This window comes from Aequorivita sp. IT1282, from assembly GCF_058068205.1.
Window position 1 is genome coordinate 1 of record NZ_JBYRHR010000004.1, and the last position, 17,662, is coordinate 17,662.

Annotated in this window: 18 protein-coding genes; 9 read left to right on the top strand and 9 right to left on the bottom strand. The window is 36.1% G+C overall.

The genetic code is table 11. The annotated features are described in order from the left end of the window. Positions 1–113: T9SS type B sorting domain-containing protein (locus tag AC3RVG_RS09410; protein WP_489691595.1), on the top strand; the 113-nt coding region annotated here is incomplete at its 5' end. A gap of 9 nt (positions 114–122) precedes the next feature. Continuing rightward, positions 123–1,124 carry a PorP/SprF family type IX secretion system membrane protein gene (locus AC3RVG_RS09415; protein ID WP_489691212.1) on the top strand — a complete coding sequence of 334 codons (1,002 nt, stop codon included), beginning with the start codon at positions 123–125 and terminating at the stop codon, positions 1,122–1,124. A gap of 71 nt (positions 1,125–1,195) precedes the next feature. Here AC3RVG_RS09415 and AC3RVG_RS09420 read toward each other — a convergent pair whose 3' ends face one another. Next, a complete protein-coding gene (locus tag AC3RVG_RS09420; protein ID WP_489691213.1) occupies positions 1,196–2,350 on the bottom strand; it encodes a vWA domain-containing protein in 1,155 nt (384 codons plus the stop codon). A gap of 201 nt (positions 2,351–2,551) precedes the next feature. On the opposite strand from AC3RVG_RS09420, the gene AC3RVG_RS09425 reads away from it, so the two are divergent. From AC3RVG_RS09425 to AC3RVG_RS09435, 3 genes are all read left to right on the top strand, one after another. Continuing rightward, the gene (locus AC3RVG_RS09425; protein ID WP_489691214.1) at positions 2,552–4,747 is read left to right on the top strand and encodes a tetratricopeptide repeat-containing sensor histidine kinase; all 2,196 of its coding nucleotides are present in this window, start codon (positions 2,552–2,554) and stop codon (positions 4,745–4,747) included. Continuing rightward, entirely contained in the window at positions 4,747–5,478 is a 732-nt protein-coding gene (locus AC3RVG_RS09430; protein WP_489691215.1) for a LytR/AlgR family response regulator transcription factor, read from the top strand. Before AC3RVG_RS09425 ends, AC3RVG_RS09430 begins: the two co-directional genes overlap by 1 nt. A 92-nt stretch (positions 5,479–5,570) precedes the next feature. Then, positions 5,571–6,083 (top strand): gamma carbonic anhydrase family protein, encoded by a 513-nt coding sequence (locus tag AC3RVG_RS09435; protein WP_489691216.1) that lies wholly within the window; start codon positions 5,571–5,573, stop codon positions 6,081–6,083. A 1-nt stretch (position 6,084) separates the two neighbouring features. Here AC3RVG_RS09435 and murI read toward each other — a convergent pair whose 3' ends face one another. The 8 genes from murI to AC3RVG_RS09475 all read right to left on the bottom strand — a co-directional run bounded on the left by murI (position 6,085) and on the right by AC3RVG_RS09475 (position 14,233). Beyond that, positions 6,085–6,876: a glutamate racemase gene (gene murI, locus AC3RVG_RS09440; RefSeq protein ID WP_489691217.1), complete on the bottom strand. Its 792-nt coding sequence runs from the start codon at positions 6,874–6,876 to the stop codon at positions 6,085–6,087. A gap of 93 nt (positions 6,877–6,969) precedes the next feature. Continuing rightward, positions 6,970–7,479 carry an OmpH/Skp family outer membrane protein gene (locus AC3RVG_RS09445; protein WP_489691218.1) on the bottom strand — a complete coding sequence of 170 codons (510 nt, stop codon included), beginning with the start codon at positions 7,477–7,479 and terminating at the stop codon, positions 6,970–6,972. A gap of 71 nt (positions 7,480–7,550) precedes the next feature. Beyond that, positions 7,551–8,429 (bottom strand): OmpH/Skp family outer membrane protein, encoded by an 879-nt coding sequence (locus AC3RVG_RS09450; RefSeq protein ID WP_489691219.1) that lies wholly within the window; start codon positions 8,427–8,429, stop codon positions 7,551–7,553. A 39-nt stretch (positions 8,430–8,468) separates the two neighbouring features. Next, positions 8,469–11,081 (bottom strand): BamA/OMP85 family outer membrane protein, encoded by a 2,613-nt coding sequence (locus tag AC3RVG_RS09455; RefSeq protein ID WP_489691220.1) that lies wholly within the window; start codon positions 11,079–11,081, stop codon positions 8,469–8,471. After that, entirely contained in the window at positions 11,050–11,793 is a 744-nt protein-coding gene (gene uppS / locus AC3RVG_RS09460; RefSeq protein WP_489691221.1) for an undecaprenyl pyrophosphate synthase, read from the bottom strand. Before uppS ends, AC3RVG_RS09455 begins: the two co-directional genes overlap by 32 nt. A 7-nt stretch (positions 11,794–11,800) precedes the next feature. Then, entirely contained in the window at positions 11,801–12,490 is a 690-nt protein-coding gene (gene porG, locus AC3RVG_RS09465; RefSeq protein ID WP_489691222.1) for a type IX secretion system protein PorG, read from the bottom strand. A 99-nt stretch (positions 12,491–12,589) separates the two neighbouring features. After that, complete coding sequence (locus tag AC3RVG_RS09470) at positions 12,590–13,474, bottom strand: NAD kinase (RefSeq protein ID WP_489691223.1); 885 nt, start codon at positions 13,472–13,474, stop codon at positions 12,590–12,592. Between the two features lie 102 nt (positions 13,475–13,576). Then, positions 13,577–14,233, bottom strand: a complete 657-nt coding sequence (locus tag AC3RVG_RS09475; RefSeq protein ID WP_489691224.1) for a CBS domain-containing protein — start codon at positions 14,231–14,233, stop codon at positions 13,577–13,579. An 87-nt stretch (positions 14,234–14,320) separates the two neighbouring features. Between AC3RVG_RS09475 and AC3RVG_RS09480 the strand changes: the two genes are divergently transcribed. The 4 genes from AC3RVG_RS09480 to AC3RVG_RS09495 all read left to right on the top strand — a co-directional run bounded on the left by AC3RVG_RS09480 (position 14,321) and on the right by AC3RVG_RS09495 (position 17,645). Then, a complete protein-coding gene (locus tag AC3RVG_RS09480) occupies positions 14,321–15,034 on the top strand; it encodes a pyridoxine 5'-phosphate synthase (protein WP_489691225.1) in 714 nt (237 codons plus the stop codon). 23 nt (positions 15,035–15,057) lie between these two features. Then, the gene (locus tag AC3RVG_RS09485; protein ID WP_489691226.1) at positions 15,058–15,513 is read left to right on the top strand and encodes a hypothetical protein; all 456 of its coding nucleotides are present in this window, start codon (positions 15,058–15,060) and stop codon (positions 15,511–15,513) included. Positions 15,514–15,531: 18 nt separating this feature from the next. Next, positions 15,532–16,293: an alpha/beta fold hydrolase gene (locus tag AC3RVG_RS09490; protein WP_489691227.1), complete on the top strand. Its 762-nt coding sequence runs from the start codon at positions 15,532–15,534 to the stop codon at positions 16,291–16,293. A 101-nt stretch (positions 16,294–16,394) separates the two neighbouring features. After that, positions 16,395–17,645 carry an OmpP1/FadL family transporter gene (locus tag AC3RVG_RS09495; RefSeq protein WP_489691228.1) on the top strand — a complete coding sequence of 417 codons (1,251 nt, stop codon included), beginning with the start codon at positions 16,395–16,397 and terminating at the stop codon, positions 17,643–17,645. Positions 17,646–17,662: the final 17 nt, after the last annotated feature.

Here is a 17,662-nt window from a genome sequence, read left to right on the forward strand (position 1 = left end):
ATGGAACCTTCGGGGGAAGCCCACTGCCATCAAGCGATTACTGGTTCAGAGTGGAATACACCGAAGACGACGTGCCTAAAGAATTCAAAGGACATTTTACCCTAAAACGATAAATAGAAATTATGAATATTAAACAAATCTCTCTCATCCTACTTTTGTTTTCATCCATTTATGGATATTCCCAAGACGGAATACCCATTTACTCAGATTATTTTTCTGATAATCTCTATTTATTACATCCTTCGATGGCGGGAGCTGCATCACACAACCAATTGCGCCTAACAGCACGCCAACAGTGGTTTGACCAAAACGAAGCTCCAAATCTACAAACGCTAAGTTTTAATGCGCGAGTTGGAGAAAGATCTGGACTTGGAGTAATATTATACAATGATAAAAACGGATATCACTCTCAAACTGGGGGGTATATAACATATGCCCACCATATCATGTTTTCTAGAAGTGAAGCAGATTTAAATCAGTTATCTTTTGGTTTGAGCGCTGGTTTAACACAATCTCGTTTGGATGAAACTCAATTCGACCTTTCAGATTTTGATCCTGTTATTAGTGGAATTATTCAGAGTAGCTCATATTTTAATGTAGATGCGGGTCTTTCATATAATTTCTTAGACTTTTCAGGACATTTCACTGTTAAGAATATCATCTTTCAGAATAGATCAATTTATAGTGAAGAATTTGAATCAAACAACCAACGTAAGTATTTAATCTCTGCAGCATATGCAATTGGACAATACGGACAAGATTGGAGCTATGAGCCATCTTTTCTCTTTCAATGGAGCGAACGCACTGGCGAACAAGCTGTAGATTTAAACTTTAAAGCTTACAGAAAGATGGAATTTGGTAAGTTGTGGGGTGGTTTATCTTACAGAAGAAGTTTGGATGGAGCTGAATTCCTTAACGGGCAGGAAGTAAAAGTTCAAAAACTGCAATATGTTACTCCAGTTTTGGGGATAAATTATAACAATTTCATGTTTGCATATACATACTCTTATCAAGCTGGGAATATAAAATTTGAAAGTGGCGGCTTCCACCAAATTACTTTAGGTTATGACTTTTTGGGAGGAAGAGATGAGCCATACGATTGTAATTGTCCTGCAATTAATTAGACCTTTTTATTCGTAAAAGAAAAATGCCTGACACTCTTAAAAGTGTCAGGCATTTTATATTTAGAAAAAATCTATTCCCAAGAATAATTCTTTTTCTCTGCTTGTTTTTTTATGGCTTGCACCATTGCGTTTTCCAGCCCATTACTCGTTTCTTTCGTGTTTTCTGCAATGTACTTTCGGCGTTGCTCATTAAGTTCCATTATTTCCTTTTGAATTGTTTCTCTTTCCAAACGCTTTGTTTCAAGATACTTCTTTATTTGCACCGTAGTTTTCCCTTTCAACTCTTGAGGTAATTCATCTTTTTTCAACTTATCATAACTAAAATCTGCTTCTTCTTCGGCATCTACCATATCCCAAGTGCTGTTTGTGTAAAGATGACTTCCTTTCGAAACGGTTCGGCTTACAGCATTGGCTTTGCTATATTCCGCAGCATTGGCATCCTGTTCTTGTTGTACGCGACTTTTCGCCATTCCTGTAGTGCCATAAGGAACATACGTTTTGTTAAGCTTTATATTCAACTGAATTATAATATCGTCATACGGGGAGGGCACATAAACGGTTTGTTGGTTTTGGTTAATTGCCATATAATCGCCGTAGGTAAGTTGGGCGCCATCTTTCCAGTAACTATCAATTCCGTGTTTATAATCGCCGCAGAAAATCGTATTTACCACGACACCATTTTCTTTGGCATTTGCCGCTGCGTCTTTGTAATTAATTCCGCCTTGATCGAAGGGTTCATTACCTGCAATAAAAACCATTTTTAAATCGTCATCCTCTTTACCCCAATCAAGTTTATTCAAAGATTCTTGAATTATAGCACCGCAGTATTCGCTTCCGCCATTGGTGGTTAATGAAAAAAGCTCTTTGGAAACATCATCCAAATCTTCAGTAAAACTCAAAATTTTCCGGATGTAATTATCTTGAGAACTTAAGTTGTCATTTCCGTATTCGTATAAAGCAATTTGTAGTTTCGGGCGGGCATTATTGCATTTAGCGTAGCTTAATTCGTTTACTATTTCCCAGAGTTGTGCTTTTGCTTGATCTATCAATCCGTCCATGCTGTTGCTGGTGTCTAATAGCAGCGCGACTTTAATGAAGTGGTCTTTTTTAGGTTTTTGAATTTCCAAACTTGCTAAAAGTTCACCTTCAAATTTTTTATTATCAGCTTTGCAAGTATATGCGGAAGCTAGTAAAATAGTAACCATAATAATTTGTAACGTTCTCATAACTTTGTTTTTTTATACAGGTAAACCTATGATGAACATTTTTTAGAAAAAACCTACATTATGTGAATGCTGCTGGCGAATTAGTAAAAACAGTCTTTGGGTGAGTGAAGTATTCTTTTTCTGTTTTTGCGGGCGCTATTTCAGAAAAACGTAATTTTGGCTTTGCTGCAAAGTGCGTATGTTTACCGTTTATTAGACTAAATGAAAACCCTACTTTATATTTTTTTATCGTTTGCCATTTTTTATTCGGCTGAAAGCTTTTCGCAAGTAAAGCGGCAAGCGGAAAACAAACCTTTTATGTTAAGAGGTGAAGTTGTTGATGGCGAAACAAATATGCCCATCTCCAAAGTGAATGTTGAGATTTTGGGAGGCCAATATACCACAACCAATCTTTCGGGAAGATTTGCTATTTCGGCGAAAATTGGGGACGAATTAGTTATTAAAAGCGACGATTTTGTTACCGTTTATTATAATATTACCAAAGACGATTTTATTACCGTTCGCGTTGAAAAGGCAAAAGGAGAGGCATCCGCACCAATTGCCAAAAAGGTTCAAGACGAGAAAAAACTCGGATTTATTAATTTTCTAGATTCTGCAAAGTTCTTTTTGAAAAAGGACGCTCCTAAAAGTATCGAATACATAACCCGCGCTTTGGAACCAAGACGTAACGAAAGCATTTCTAAAAAACAAAATAGCTTGGCATTTGAAACTTTGGGCGATATAAATTTGTTTTGGAATCAGCCAGATTTGGCTATTGACAATTATAAACAAAGCTTGCAAAATACTGCCAATATTGATGTTTCAATAAAATTAGCTAAAGCATTTGCCCAAAATAAAAGCTATCAGGAAAGTATTTCAACCTTCCAAAATTTGTTAAATCGAAATCTTTCACCCTATCAAAGAGTCGAGATTTATGAAGGTTTGGGAGATACACACAAAGCAATTGGTGAGGGCGTAAAAAGTGTTTTCAATTACCAAAAGGGGCTTGATGTTGCCAAAGAGAATCAGATTACGCCGAAAATTACAAACCTAAATTCTAAAATTGGAGAGGCATACGCACAAAGTGGTGCGCTAATTGAAGCCGAAGAATATTTTGACAATTCATTAAAACTTGCCAAAAAGGAAAATAAGCAACGCGCCGTTTCCGAAAAAAATAAAGTAGCAGATTTCTACAACCAAAACCGCGAATACGAAAAGGAGATTGAACTTCGGGAAGAAACCTTGAAAGAGCTAAATTCAATGGGGAAAGTTGCTACTGTTGAAGATGAAGCGCTAACCCCGCAACGACAAAACTATAAAATTGCCAATGCTTTTGTGGCGCAGGAAAAATATAAACAGGCTATTCCATACCTTGAAAAGAGTATTGCGGAAGCTGACAAGAAAGAAGATTTGGTAGTTCAAAAAGACGCCGTGCGAAAGCTTTCAGAGATTTATCGGGATATCGGTGAGTTCGATAAGGCTACCGAAAGTTACCAAAGATATGTGGAAGTGGTGGATGAACTTTACGTGAAAAAGGAACAGGAAATTAGCCAAGCGGCGCGTTTCAGCAAAGAAATTACACAGAAACAAAACAGAATTGCAAGTCTCGAAAACGACCGAAAGTTGAACGAAAGTAGATATAAACTAGCCTTCGAAAACCAGGAACTTGTAGAAAGATACAGTCAGATTCAGAAATGGATTATTATTTCGTTAGGCATTATTGTTTTGCTGCTGGTTTTTGCGGCTTACACCCAATACAAAAATGTAAAGCAGCAAAAATTTGCAAATAATCTATTGGCACTGAAATCGCTTCGATCGCAGATGAATCCACATTTTATTTTTAATGCATTAAATTCTGTGAATAGTTTCATCGCAGTAAATGACGAACGCGCGGCAAATAAATATTTGACCGATTTTTCATTGCTAATGCGTTCCGTTTTGGAAAATAGTGAAGAAGATTTTATTTCGTTAGCGAAGGAAATTGAGCTGTTGGAACTTTATACAAAATTGGAACATTTTAGGTTTAAAGATAAATTCGACTATAAAATTTCGGTTGATGAAAACATCAATTTAGAAGAATTCGTAATTCCGCCAATGTTGCTTCAGCCGTATGTAGAAAACGCTGTTTGGCATGGGCTTCGGTATAAAGAAGAAAAGGGTTTGCTGGAAATTGATTTCAGAAAAATTGATTCGAAAACCGTAAAAATAACTATTGTGGATAATGGTATTGGACGCGCAAAATCGAAAGAATTTAAAACTGAAAATCAGATGAAACAAAAGTCGAAAGGAATGGGGAATACCCAAAGACGAATTGCTATTTTGAACGAGATGTACAAAGAAAAAATAGATGTGACAGTGGATAATGTTTTCGAAAATAACGAAGGCACGCGAGTTGAACTTATATTAAAGAAAGATTGATGAAACTAAACGCAATAATTGTAGAAGACGAAGAAACTAGCAGAGAAATTCTGAGAAATTATTTGGCGAAATACTGCCCAAGTATTTTATTGAAGGGTGAAGCTGCCAATGTTGAAGAGGCCTTAGTTTTAATTCGAAATAATGATTTGGATGTAGTTTTTCTAGATGTAGAAATGCCCTACGGAAATGCCTTCGATTTACTTGATAAAGTAGGCGACCGGCAATTTGAAACTGTATTCGTTACCGCTTATAATCACTATGCTATTGATGCGTTAAATGCACATGCTTCGTATTACTTGTTGAAGCCTATTTCAATCGATAAACTTATTGAGGCTGTAGATTATGTTAAGGAGATAAAGGAAAAGGAAAACACGCTTCAAAATTCAATTTTAAAGCCATTACAAACGCAGGTAGCGGGGAAGATCACTATTCCGCTGCAAAATGGCTTTGAAGTGCTGCAAATGGAGGATATACTGTATTGCCAGGCTGATGATAATTATACCCAGATCTATTTAAAAAAAGGGAAGCGTTTAGTTAGCAAAACCTTGAAATATTTTGAAGATTCGCTTTCAGAAAATGGCTTTGCGCGTGTTCATAAATCCTATTTGGTTAATGTGAATGAAATCACTGAATACAAAAAAGGAAAGGGTGGGAGTGTAGTGCTTTCCAGCGGTAAAGAAATAATGGTGAGTCCGACGCGAAAAAAGGAATTATTGGCTTATTTTGGGTGATGTATGAGACTTGAGACGAGAGACATTAGACGTGAGATTTTAGATATTAGCCCCTCACGAAATTTGAATTCTGAAACCTGAAACAAAAAACTATGATTATAAAAACTGTAAACGGAAAACATCCACAGATTCCAGAAGATTGCTTTATTGCTGAAAATGCTACTATTGTTGGCGATGTAGAAATGGGTAGCGAATGTAGTGTTTGGTACAACGCTGTTATCCGTGGCGATGTGCATTTTATTAAAATGGGCAATAGGGTGAATGTGCAAGATGGAGCTATAATTCACGCAACTTACAAAACTTCTCCCACTACTATTGGAAATAATGTTTCCATTGGTCACAATGCAATTGTGCACGGTTGTACTATTCAAGATAATGTATTGATTGGGATGGGAAGCATTGTTATGGACGATTGCGTAGTGGAAAGCAATTCAATTATTGCGGCGGGTGCTGTAGTATCTAAAAATACTAGAGTTGAAAGCGGAAGTATTTACGCTGGAATTCCCGCGAAAAAAATAAAGGATATCAGCCCCGAACTCACCAAAGGCGAAATTGAACGAATCGCCAATAATTATGTTATGTATTCTTCGTGGTTTAAAGAGTAATTTAAAACTCACATTTTTCAACTGAAATCTTTTCAGAATATTTTTTAAGCAGACATTTTAAAGTATCAGTTTCGGCATTGGTGTAGAACTGAAGTTTTGGCTTCGTATTTTCTTCGCGCAGCATATCTAAACTTTGGAGAACGATTTTTGTTTGCCGGGCAACAGCCTCGCCCGAGTCAATTATCTTGACATTTTTGGGCAGTATTTTTTCTAATTGCGGAATAATATATGGATAATGACTACAGCCCAAAACCAAATAGTCGATATTGGCGACAATCATAGGTTTGGTATGTTTTTCAAGAAGCCTCATCATTTCTGGTCCATCGAGGTTACCTGCTTCAATGAGCGATACTAGGCCTTCGCCGATAATTTCAACTACATTAATGTCTCTCGAAAATTCTTTTGCTGTGGCACTAAAAAGAGCACTACTTAATGTCCCTTTAGTGGCCAATATTCCAATACTTTTTGAGGTGGTTTGCAATGCAGCTGGTTTAATAGCTGGTTCTATGCCTATAATGGGAATATCGTATTTTTTCCGAAGTGTATCAATTGCATTTGTGGTAGCAGTATTGCAGGCTACAACTATTATTTTTGCCCCTAATTCTAGCAGTTTATCAGTGTTTTTAATGCTAAGTTCGGTAATTTCTTCTGCAGTTTTATATCCGTAGGGCGCATTTTTACTATCCGCCAGATAAATGGTATGTTCAAAAGGCAAGTGTTTATGGATTTCTTGCCAAATAGAAGAGCCACCAACGCCCGAATCAAAAATACCTATGGGGTTATTTTTTTTCATCACGTAAATGTAGCCAATAAGTTCAAATTAGGGTAAAAAAAAACTGCCCGTTAAGAACGGGCAGTTTTTAGGAAATTTATTTTTTTAAAAGAATTACATTCCCAATTCTTTTTTAACATCTGGCATTAGGTTTTTTCCATCGGCAAGAATTACTCCGCTACCCATTGTAGAATCTAATACATATTGAAACCCTTGCGCTTTTGCTACTCTTTGAATAGTAGTTTGTGCTTTTTCAAGAATTGGCTTAAAGATGTCTGTTCTTTTCTTATCTAAATCTTGAAGGGCTTGTTGTCTGTAAGCTTGAATATTACTTTGCATTCCTTCAACTTCAGTAAATCTTTTTTGATTTTCTTCGTTTGATTTACTTGGAGCTTCAGTATCGTAAAGTTTCATTTTAGTTTCAAGCTCTTTCGCCATTGCTTTAATTTCAGTGTCGTAAGTTTTCTGCACTTTTTCTAATTGACTCTGTGCTGCTTTGTATTCTGGCATTGCCTCAATTAATTCTTGTGCATTAATATGTGCAATTTTGGATTGTGCGTTTACAAAACTTGTAGCACCCATAAATAGCGCCATTGCAACTAAAACTATTTTCATTTTTTTCATTGTAATTGTATTTAATTTAAGTGTTATTCTTTTAGCGTTTTTTATTATTGAATATCTAGGTAATTATTGTTTTACTGACCGTCGCCTTCTTCACCTTCTTTTGTGCCTTCTGGCAGGTTGTTTCTGTTTTGGCGCGCGTTCATTACTGAATCTCTTCTTTGTTCTCTTTCTTCAATTAAACGTTGTCTACGATCTTCGAACTCTGCTTTTTTAACAGCACGAATAGAGTCGCGTTCTTTTTGGCGTTGTGCCATCATTTCTTCTCGTTCAGTCTTTTTAGCTTCCACTAATTTTTCGCGTTCTTCTTGCTTTTCTTCAATTGCTTTTTCTCTTTCAGTAACGGCTCCTTCTTCTTCAGCTGAAAGACTTTCGCGTTTTTCTATTTCGCGTTTTTCTTTTTTGTCTTCTGCCTGTACTCTTCTACCTGCGCGCTCAATACTTCTTAAGACCAAATCACTAATATCGTTTCTTTTTGCTGCGAAAAGCATAACCACATCTGCGGATTTATCGAAAATGAAATCGTACTTTTTAGCTTCTGCTACTTCTTGAACAATATTAAAAACTTGATCTTGAATAGGCTGTACCAATTGTCTGCGCTGGATCATTAAATCTCCATTTGGTCCAAAACGGTCCTGCTGGTATTGAAGCATTTCGTCTTCTTTAATTTTTATTTCTTCATCCCTTTCATCTATCAATTCTTTTGTAAGAAGAACTCTTTCATTGGCGAGATTCAACTTCATCTGGTCAATTTCCTTTTGCTTTTTCTCAATATCCTGCTTCCACCGTTGAACTTTTCCTTCTAATTGTATGGTGGCTTCTCTGTATTCAGGAACACTTTCTAAGATATATTCCATATCAATATATCCGATGCGAACCCCTCTTTGAGCTTCAGCCATAAAGGTGAAGCAAAAAAGGGAAAGCGTAAAAAATAGGATTTTCTTTGTCTTCATATTATTTGGTTGTTGTTTAAGAAAATATCGTGCCAGTATTTAAAATTGTTGTCCAATTATAAAATGAGTTTCCCATCCATTCTTTACGGTTCCACCCAAAACGGGGTCGAATCCGTATCCAAAATCAATACCCAAAAGGCCAAATGCTGGCATAAATATACGTAATCCTGCGCCAGCTGAACGCTTTAACTCAAAAGGATTATAATTTCTGAACCCATCATAAGATGCTCCACCCTCTGCAAACCCAAGCACATAAATAGATGCCATTTGTGCCAAAGTTACTGGATATCTTACCTCTAACGAAAATTTATTGTAAATCGTATTTCCGTCTACATCTGAAAGTGATTGGTTAGGGTAACCTCTCATTTGAATCACCTCGCGACCATCTAAACTGTATGCGCCAAGTCCGTCACCACCTACGAAAAATCTTTCAAAAGGAGGTACACCGCGATCTTGATTGTAAGCTCCAAGGAATCCGAATTCGGTATTGGTACGTAGCACCATCTTTCCGATTAGTTTAGTGTACCAAGTTCCTTTAAATTTAACTTTATAGTACTCTAACCATCCAAAACGTTCCTGGTCAATTGCAGAGATACGCTCATTGTCATCTATATATTCAGGACTATCAATAGATGTTTGCTCTAACAATGTACGTTCATCAGAAAGTGATTTATAATCTACGCTATTAAAGGCAGAATATGGCAAAGTCATTTTAGCTGTAAGGCTAAATTCTGATCCTTGTGTTGGATAAATTGGGTTTGTAGCAGTATTATTTCTACTAATACCAATTGTGTATGCTAAGTTATTAGAATAACCATCTCCAAAAGTAAACAGTCCAGTATTATAATTGTTCAAATTATAATGTTGAAAACTTATAGCGTTGGACCATACAAAGTAATCATCTGGCCATTTCACCTTTTTAGCAAGACCTACAGAACCACCCGTTATAGTGAAACTTCTAGATTTATCTGCTGTTTGTGTGTTATAATCATAGAAATTCTGAATAGTATGAGAGAATGAAGTAGATAATTGTACTGGCTTTCTTCCGCCTAACCAAGGTTCTGTGAGTGACAAACTATATGTTTGGTAATAACTACTCGCCTGCGCACGGAGAGATAGTTTTTGACCATCTCCCATTGGCAAAGGTTTGTATGAGCTTAAGTTGAAAATATTTTTAAGTGAAAAGTTGTTAAATGAAAGCCCAAGTGTTCCTACAAAACCACCGCCACCATAACCTCCTTGAAGTTCAATCTGGCTAGAGCCTTTTTCAACAACAGAGTATTCCAGATCTACAAGGCCATTATTTTCATCAACAGTTTTGAAGTTTGGCGATAGTTGTTCTGGATCGAAGAAACCTAATTGTCCTAATTCACGGATTGTTCTTACAACATCTCTTTTGCTGTATTTTTGTCCGGGACGTGTTCTTAATTCTCTGTAAATAACGTGATCATTGGTGCGATCGTTTCCTATAACCGTAACGTGGTCAAAATAGAAAAGGTTACGCTCCATAATACGGATTTCAAAATCTATGGTGTCGTTGCGAACAGCTACTTCTACAGGATTTATACGCGCTGCAAGATAACCGTTGTTTTGGTATAAGTTAGTAAGGTCGTTCGCTTCTGGATCGCTCTCATCTGCAATGCGTTCCTGTAATAGAATACCATTGTAAACTTCTCCGGTTTTTATTCCTAAAATCTGACGTAATTGACCGTCTGTAAAAACGCTGTTACCGATAAACTTAATGTCGCCAAAGTAGTATTTGTCGCCTTCTTCCAGTTTAATATCCAACGCCACATTTTTCGTGTCCATTATACGAAGTGTGTCCTCAATAATACGAGCGTCGCGATACCCGTTGGATTTGTATTTTTTCAGAAGAGATTCTCTATCTTCATCAATACCTTCCTCTGTATATTTTGAACGCTTCCAGAAACGAATTAAGTTTTTACGTTTCGTCTTTTTCATGGACCGTCGCAATTTACTGTCGGTAAAATGTTCGTTCCCTTCAAAGTTTATTTCCTTCACTTTAACTCTATTGCCTTTATCAATAGAAATGGTCATGTTTCTTGACACTTCTAGGCCTAGTGAATCGTTGACAGGCGTAGTGCTAATAATAACATTTGTATTATAGTACCCGTCTTTTTTATATTTATTTGTGATGTAATTTTTTGTGGTAGAAATAAGGTTTTTAGTAATTTTTGTACCTGCTTTAAGATCATTATCCTTCAGTATTTCCTTCCTTTTAGCCTTGCGAATTTTATCGCCATTAATAACTACCTCATTAAGTTTGGGCAATTCCACAATATAAAGCTCTAAATCTACATCATCTCCATCAATATTAGTGACGTAGAATGCGATATCGCTAAATAGGTTTTGCTCCCAAAGTTTTTTGGTAACTTGGCTTAATTTTTCACCGGGAATGTAAATACGATCACCTTTTTTGAGGCCTGTAAAAGCAATAACTGTTTGCTCATTAAAGTTTTGCGCTCCCGTGACCGTTATTTCGTTTATGGTGTATTTTCTACCACTATCGAGTTCTTTTTGCTGCGCTTGTGATGAAAAAACGGAAAGTATTGTAAATATTAAAATACAATAAGATTTTCTGTATAGTTGCAATAGGAAACTATTGTTTAAGTTGTTCACTGGTTTTTCCAAATCTTCTTTCTCTGTTTTGATAATTTAATATTGCTTCAAAAAGATGGTTCTTAGTATAATCCGGCCAAAGAGTTTCAGTAAAATATAGCTCGGCATATGCTATTTGCCAAAGTAAAAAATTACTAATTCGCTGCTCTCCACTGGTGCGGATCAATAAATCTACATCTGGTAAATTTTGCGTGTAAAGATGATTATTTATTACCGTTTCATCAATATCGTCCGGCGAAATTAGGTTATTTTTAACTTTAAGACTAATCTCTTTTATTGTTTTTATAATTTCTTCCCTTGAACCATAGCTAAGTGCAAGCGTAACTGTCATACGCTTATTGTCCTTTGATGCTTCAATTACATGTTGCAATTCTTTTTGTGCTTTTTTTGGTAATGCCTCCAAATTGCCGATGGCATTGAGCTTTATATCGTTATCCTGTAATGTTTTAATTTCTTGCTTAAGTGCAGAAACTAAAAGTTTCATTAACAGGTTTACTTCTAATTTTGGTCGGTTCCAATTTTCAGTTGAAAATGCATAAAGTGTTAAAAATGGAATTCCTATTTCGGCACATCCTTCTATGATTTCACGCACTGCTTTTGATCCGTTTTCATGACCTTTATACCTATAAAGACCTTTTTGTTTTGCCCAGCGCCCATTTCCATCCATAATAATGGCCAGGTGCTGCGGTAGTTTATCTACGTCTATTTGGTCTTTATAGTTCATTCGTTATCTAAAAATTGCAATAGCAAGGTTTTCTTCCAAATGCAAAAGTAACAGTTATACCAGTGAATACATACCAATCATCGCTATTTGTATTTCCAAATTTAACGGTTTCATTGTCAGCCAATCCTTTTACAGGGTTGCTGCCGTCCAAATCGTCTGTAAATGTGTAGCGCGCTCCTATTTCAAAACCTACCATTGCGTTGGTGCCAAGGTTTGCCTTGTAGCCCACAACCATTGGGATGGCAACGCTACTAGCCCCATCGTAATCTGTTATTATGCCTCCTCTTTTATAAAGAGCATCATACCAAAAGTAAGTTAGACCAGTATATAAATAAGGTGTAGAAATAGATTTTTGGCTATGAACATTAAATTCCCAAAAGGTGTATTCTATGCCCAATGAAACTTCTTTAACCGTATTTTCAAAAGAATAGCCACGTTGCTCTCTGCGGCTATTATTGCTATTTGCATCGTCTCCTTTAATTTTCGCGATCATTACTGAACCTCTAAACGAGTGCCTAGCACTGCGGTTCCACTTAATAATACCGCCCAAAGCAAGAGTATTTGGGTTTACAAAATTGGTTTTTCCAACATCACCTATATAATTAGCACCTCCTATCATTCCGCCTATTTCATAGGTTTGAGATTGAGCTAGGAAAGCTGTGGAGAGTATAAGAAATACGGTCGCGAAATACTTCATATAATTTAAAAGTTTGCAAATATAACAATAATCTTGGCTTGACATTATTGGAAGCCAATTAGTCTCTGTTGATTAACAAATTTTGAGGGATTTTATTGTTTAGTTACGCTTGTCTTCACCCCACAAAAGTTTCTTGCGAAGTGTCTTTATGAAGCTATCATCTTGTAGTTGAAGCAGTTTGATGGTAAAAGGGGCCTTTTTAATAATTATTGTGGTTTCATTTTCTAAAGTTGCAATACGCGAATCCATAGAAACCAAAAAAGTATTTTCTCTTCCCGAAACTTTTAGTGAAACAGTACTTGAATCTGGAATAACCAAAGGTCGCGCGTTTAAGTTATGTGGTGCTATGGGTGTGAGCACTAGGCTACTAGCTTGAGGATCTATAACAGGTCCGCCACAACTTAAAGAATAACCTGTAGAACCCGTTGGGGTTGCTACAATTAGGCCGTCAGACCAATAAGAGGTTAAGTATTTATCGTTTACGTGAGTTTCAACTTTTATCATCGAAGTTGTATTGCGTCGGTTTACGGCCACTTCGTTTAAGGCAAAATTTAAAGGTAGAATTTCGTCGCTCTGCGGAATTGTTTCAACAGTTAGCAAACTTCTTTCAGAAATGGTGTATTCGCCTTCCAAAATTTGGTTTAGGCTTTCTGTCATTTCTTCTTTTTGAATAGTTGCCAAAAAACCAAGTCGTCCTGTATTTATTCCAACAATCGGAATGCCCAAGTCTGTTACAAACGTTACCGCTTTTAAAATGGTTCCGTCGCCACCAATACTGAAAAATAGGTCGAAACTTTTATCCAATTTTGTAAACGTGGAACAACTCGAAAAGTTTTTAGTAATATCCTGATTTCGATTTATAATTTCGAGAAAATTTTCTTCTATAAGAACTTCAGCTTCTCGTTTTTGAAGCGCGTCCAACAACATCTGAATATAGATTTCTGCATTTTCGTGGTAAAACTGTCCGTAGATTCCTATTTTCATTTTTCGAAACTGTTGATTCTTTTAATCCTAATTAGTATTAGTTTTTTATCTTTTTCACTGAACACTGAACACTGAACACTGAACACTAAGAATTTCACTCAATTATATATTAAGGTATTTATTCAGATATTCAGAACGTTCTTTTAAGTCTTCAATAAATTTATCTTCTTCGTGATGACTTACTACATTATAGTTATATCTCCTAAAAGTTTGAACAATGCTATTCATAGCTGTATGGCCTACTTTTAAAGTAACTTGAACAATTTCCTTTTCCATGTTCGAAATAAAAAGGCCGAAAATTCGAGTTCCGTTAGATTCTACTATTTGGCAAATTTCACTAAAAGAATAATCTTGAACACCTTTTTCAACTACAATTATTCCACCGGTTTCATTTAAAAAAGGTGTATTGTTGAAAAGACTCATAATGTCACCCAATTCATAGTAACCTATATACTTATTGTCGGCACCAAGCACGGGCATTATATTGCTATTATTTAACGCAAAAGCTTCCAGAATATCTAGCCAATTGGTGTCTTGCAGCACGTGAAAAGGCTCTAAAGCGTATTGAAAATCGCTTAACAATTTTGTGTTGTCAAAACAATACGCGTCATTTTCAGACACGCAGCCAATGTAATGACCGTCTTTTTCAACGGGCACGTGCGAATAGGTAAGCTGATTGAAAACAGTTTGCACATCCTTTATCTTGGCCGAAACGTCAAACGGTTCAATATCGTTTATGATGTAATTTAGGGTTTCCATCGGAAGTTATTTTTAACGCAAATTACTTAAAATAAAGGTTCATTAGCGTTAGAAGGTTTGTATTTTTGATAATTATAACACATACAAATGACAAAATTAAGCGTAAACATTAATAAAATTGCCACGTTGCGTAACGCACGCGGCGGCAATGTGCCTGATATATTGCAAGTTGCTAAAGATGTGCAGCGGTTTGGCGCACAGGGAATCACAATTCACCCGAGGCCCGATGAACGTCATATTCGGTATCAAGATGCATACGATTTAAAACCGATTGTTTCAACGGAATACAACATTGAAGGCAACCCGATGGACGATTTTACAAAAATGGTTTTGGAAATAAAACCTACCCAAGTTACCCTCGTTCCCGATGCTGTGAATGCAATTACTTCCAATGCTGGCTGGGATACAGTGAAACATAAAGATTATTTAAAGGAAATAATTTCTGAATTCAAGCGAAACGGAATCCGCACTTCCATATTTGTAGATCCAACCTTAAAAATGATTGAAGGTGCCGCCGAAACTGGAGCCGATAGAATTGAATTATACACCGAAGAATTTGCAAAACAATATTCCTTGGGAAACAAAGAAGCCATAAAACCGTATACAGAGTGTGCAATTCTTGCAAATAAACTGAATCTAGGAATAAACGCAGGACACGATCTTTCGTTGGAAAACATTGCATTTTTCAAGGAAAACATTCCAAACCTTTTAGAAGTGAGTATTGGGCATGCGCTTATTTGTGAAGCACTTTACGATGGGTTGGAAAATGTTATTGGTGGATATTTGATAAGACTTAAATAATGAGTTAAATTTTTGATATAGATATGAAAGTTGCGTTTTCAATAATTTTGATATTTATACTTCCATTAAACTTGATAGCGCAAAATAATGATTTAAAAATTCAAACTACTTTTTATATAAATGGTAAACCAGTTGATCGGGTAAAGTATTATATTATTAAAAATCAAAAAGAAGCACATTTACTACCTAAAAAGGGCGATAGTATTCTATTGAAAGACACATTAACTAGCAAAGGAATTCCTCTATTGGCAATTTTTAAAAAACACAAAATTGTGTTTCCTGTTTATTATTATAGAGAGTCTAGTTATATTAAAATTTATTATAATAGTAGAATTTTTGATAATAAAACAAAAAAGAAACTTGGCATTAGGATTAAATTTAAGTATTTATTCAGAAAAAAATACTTTATAAATATTGAAGGATTTGAAGATATTATAACTGTATTCAAACCTAAATGGAATTATATATTAACGGACTAATATTAATTATTTTTTTAAATGACCCTACACTCCCAAATACTCGGCTCCGGCAAACCCTTCGTCATCCTCCACGGTTTCTTAGGAATGAGCGACAACTGGAAAACCCTTGGCGCTCGCTGGGCAGAAGATGGTTACGAAGTACATCTTTTAGACCAACGTAACCATGGGCGCAGTTTCCACAGCGATGAATTTTCGTATAAAATAATGGCCGAAGATTTAAAAAGCTATTGTGAAGAGCACGATTTAAACGAAATTATCCTGCTCGGTCATTCCATGGGCGGAAAGGTTGTAATGCAGTTCGCGGTAACTTATCCCGAAATGGTTTCGAAATTGATTGTTGCAGATATTGGTCCAAAAGCCTATCCCGCACACCACCAAGATATTTTAAAAGCGCTTTCGCAATTGGACTTTTCAAAAATAAAATCGCGCGGTGAGGCAGAAGATATTCTTTCAGGATATATAAAAGATGAAGGCACACGATTATTTCTTCTTAAAAATCTTTACCGCAAAAGTAAAAATGAATTAGCACTTCGCATAAATCTTCCTATTCTATCAAAAAAAATTGAAGAGGTGGGTGTAGCACTTCCGGAAGACACCGTGTTTAAAGGCGATACACTTTTTTTAGGTGGTGAAAAAAGTGGTTATATTGAACAAATGGACGAACTTTTAATCAAAAAACACTTTCCAAAAGCAAGAATTGATACAATCTCAAATGCTGGTCATTGGCTTCACGCCGAAAATCCTGAAGAATTTTATGATAATGTTATGAATTTTTTATAATATTGTAAGTAAGATTTCTTATGCGTGCATAATAAATTATTGAAAAAAAAATATCCTTACTTATTAATCCGAGAAAATTAACTTTAAAGAATTAAATAATTATGAAGAAAGTATTAGTACTTGCCGTTTTTGCACTTGCGAGCGCGGTGACTTATGCGGGCGGTTACCGTGTAAGTCTGCAGGGCAATAAGGCCTTAGCGATGGGTCATGCAGGCGTTGCTGTTGTAAACAGTAGTGAATCTGTATTTTTTAATCCAGCCGCATTGGTGTATCTAGACGATAAATTCAATATCTCTGCTGGTGTTCACGGAGTGTTCTCGAAAATTGCATACCAAGACACTCAAACAGGAGCAAATGATAGAACCGACAGTCCCGTTGGAACTCCGCTTTACCTTTATGCTTCTTATAAAGCTACAGACTGGTTGGCGCTTGGGCTAGGTGTTTACACACCATACGGAAGTGAAGTGGTATATGATGATGATTGGGCTGGTTCGCATTTGATTAATAATATAGCGTTAGCCGCAATTTATATTCAGCCTACTGTTTCGGTAAAGGTTAACGATAAAATAAGCTTTGGGGGTGGACCTATTTATGTTACAGGATCTGTAAACTTCAATAGAAACCTAAACCGTACGCTCACTGATCTTGACGGAAATCGTGCTAACGTAACTATTGATGCTTCTGGTGTAAACGCTTGGGGTTGGGTTGCAAGTACTATGATAAACCTTAGTGATGATTTACATTTAGGCGCAACGTACCGTTCTGAAATTATTTTAGAAGCTGAAGAAGGTACTGCAGAATTTGCAAATATTCCAAATTCTCCATTAACACCTTTCGAAAACACTAATATCAGTGCTGCTTTGCCTATGCCTGCTGAAATGACTGTGGGTATGTCTTACGATTTCTGTGAAAAATGGGTCTTTGCCTTTGATTTAAACCGTACTTTCTGGGATGTTTATGAATCATTAGATATTGATTTTGAAAATCCGAATATTCCAGATTCTAAAAACGCACGTAATTATAAAAACTCTTCAGTATATCGTTTCGGAATGCAATATGAAGCAACAAAAATGTTTACTTTAAGAGCTGGTTATTACTTTGATGAGAGTCCAGTTCGTGAAGGCTATTTTGCTCCTGAAACTCCACGTAACGACAGTAATAACTTTACTGCTGGTCTTACCGTAAATCTTGGAGAACACTTGCAGATCGATGCTTCATTCCTTTACTCACACTTTAAGGAAGTAGATGCATCTTACAATTACTATTTCGAAAATGGTCAAGCAGTTCCATTTAGTGGAACCTACAAAACCAGCGCTTTTGTTCCAGGATTGGGGCTTACTTATAAATTATAATCGAAAAAAATCTTAGA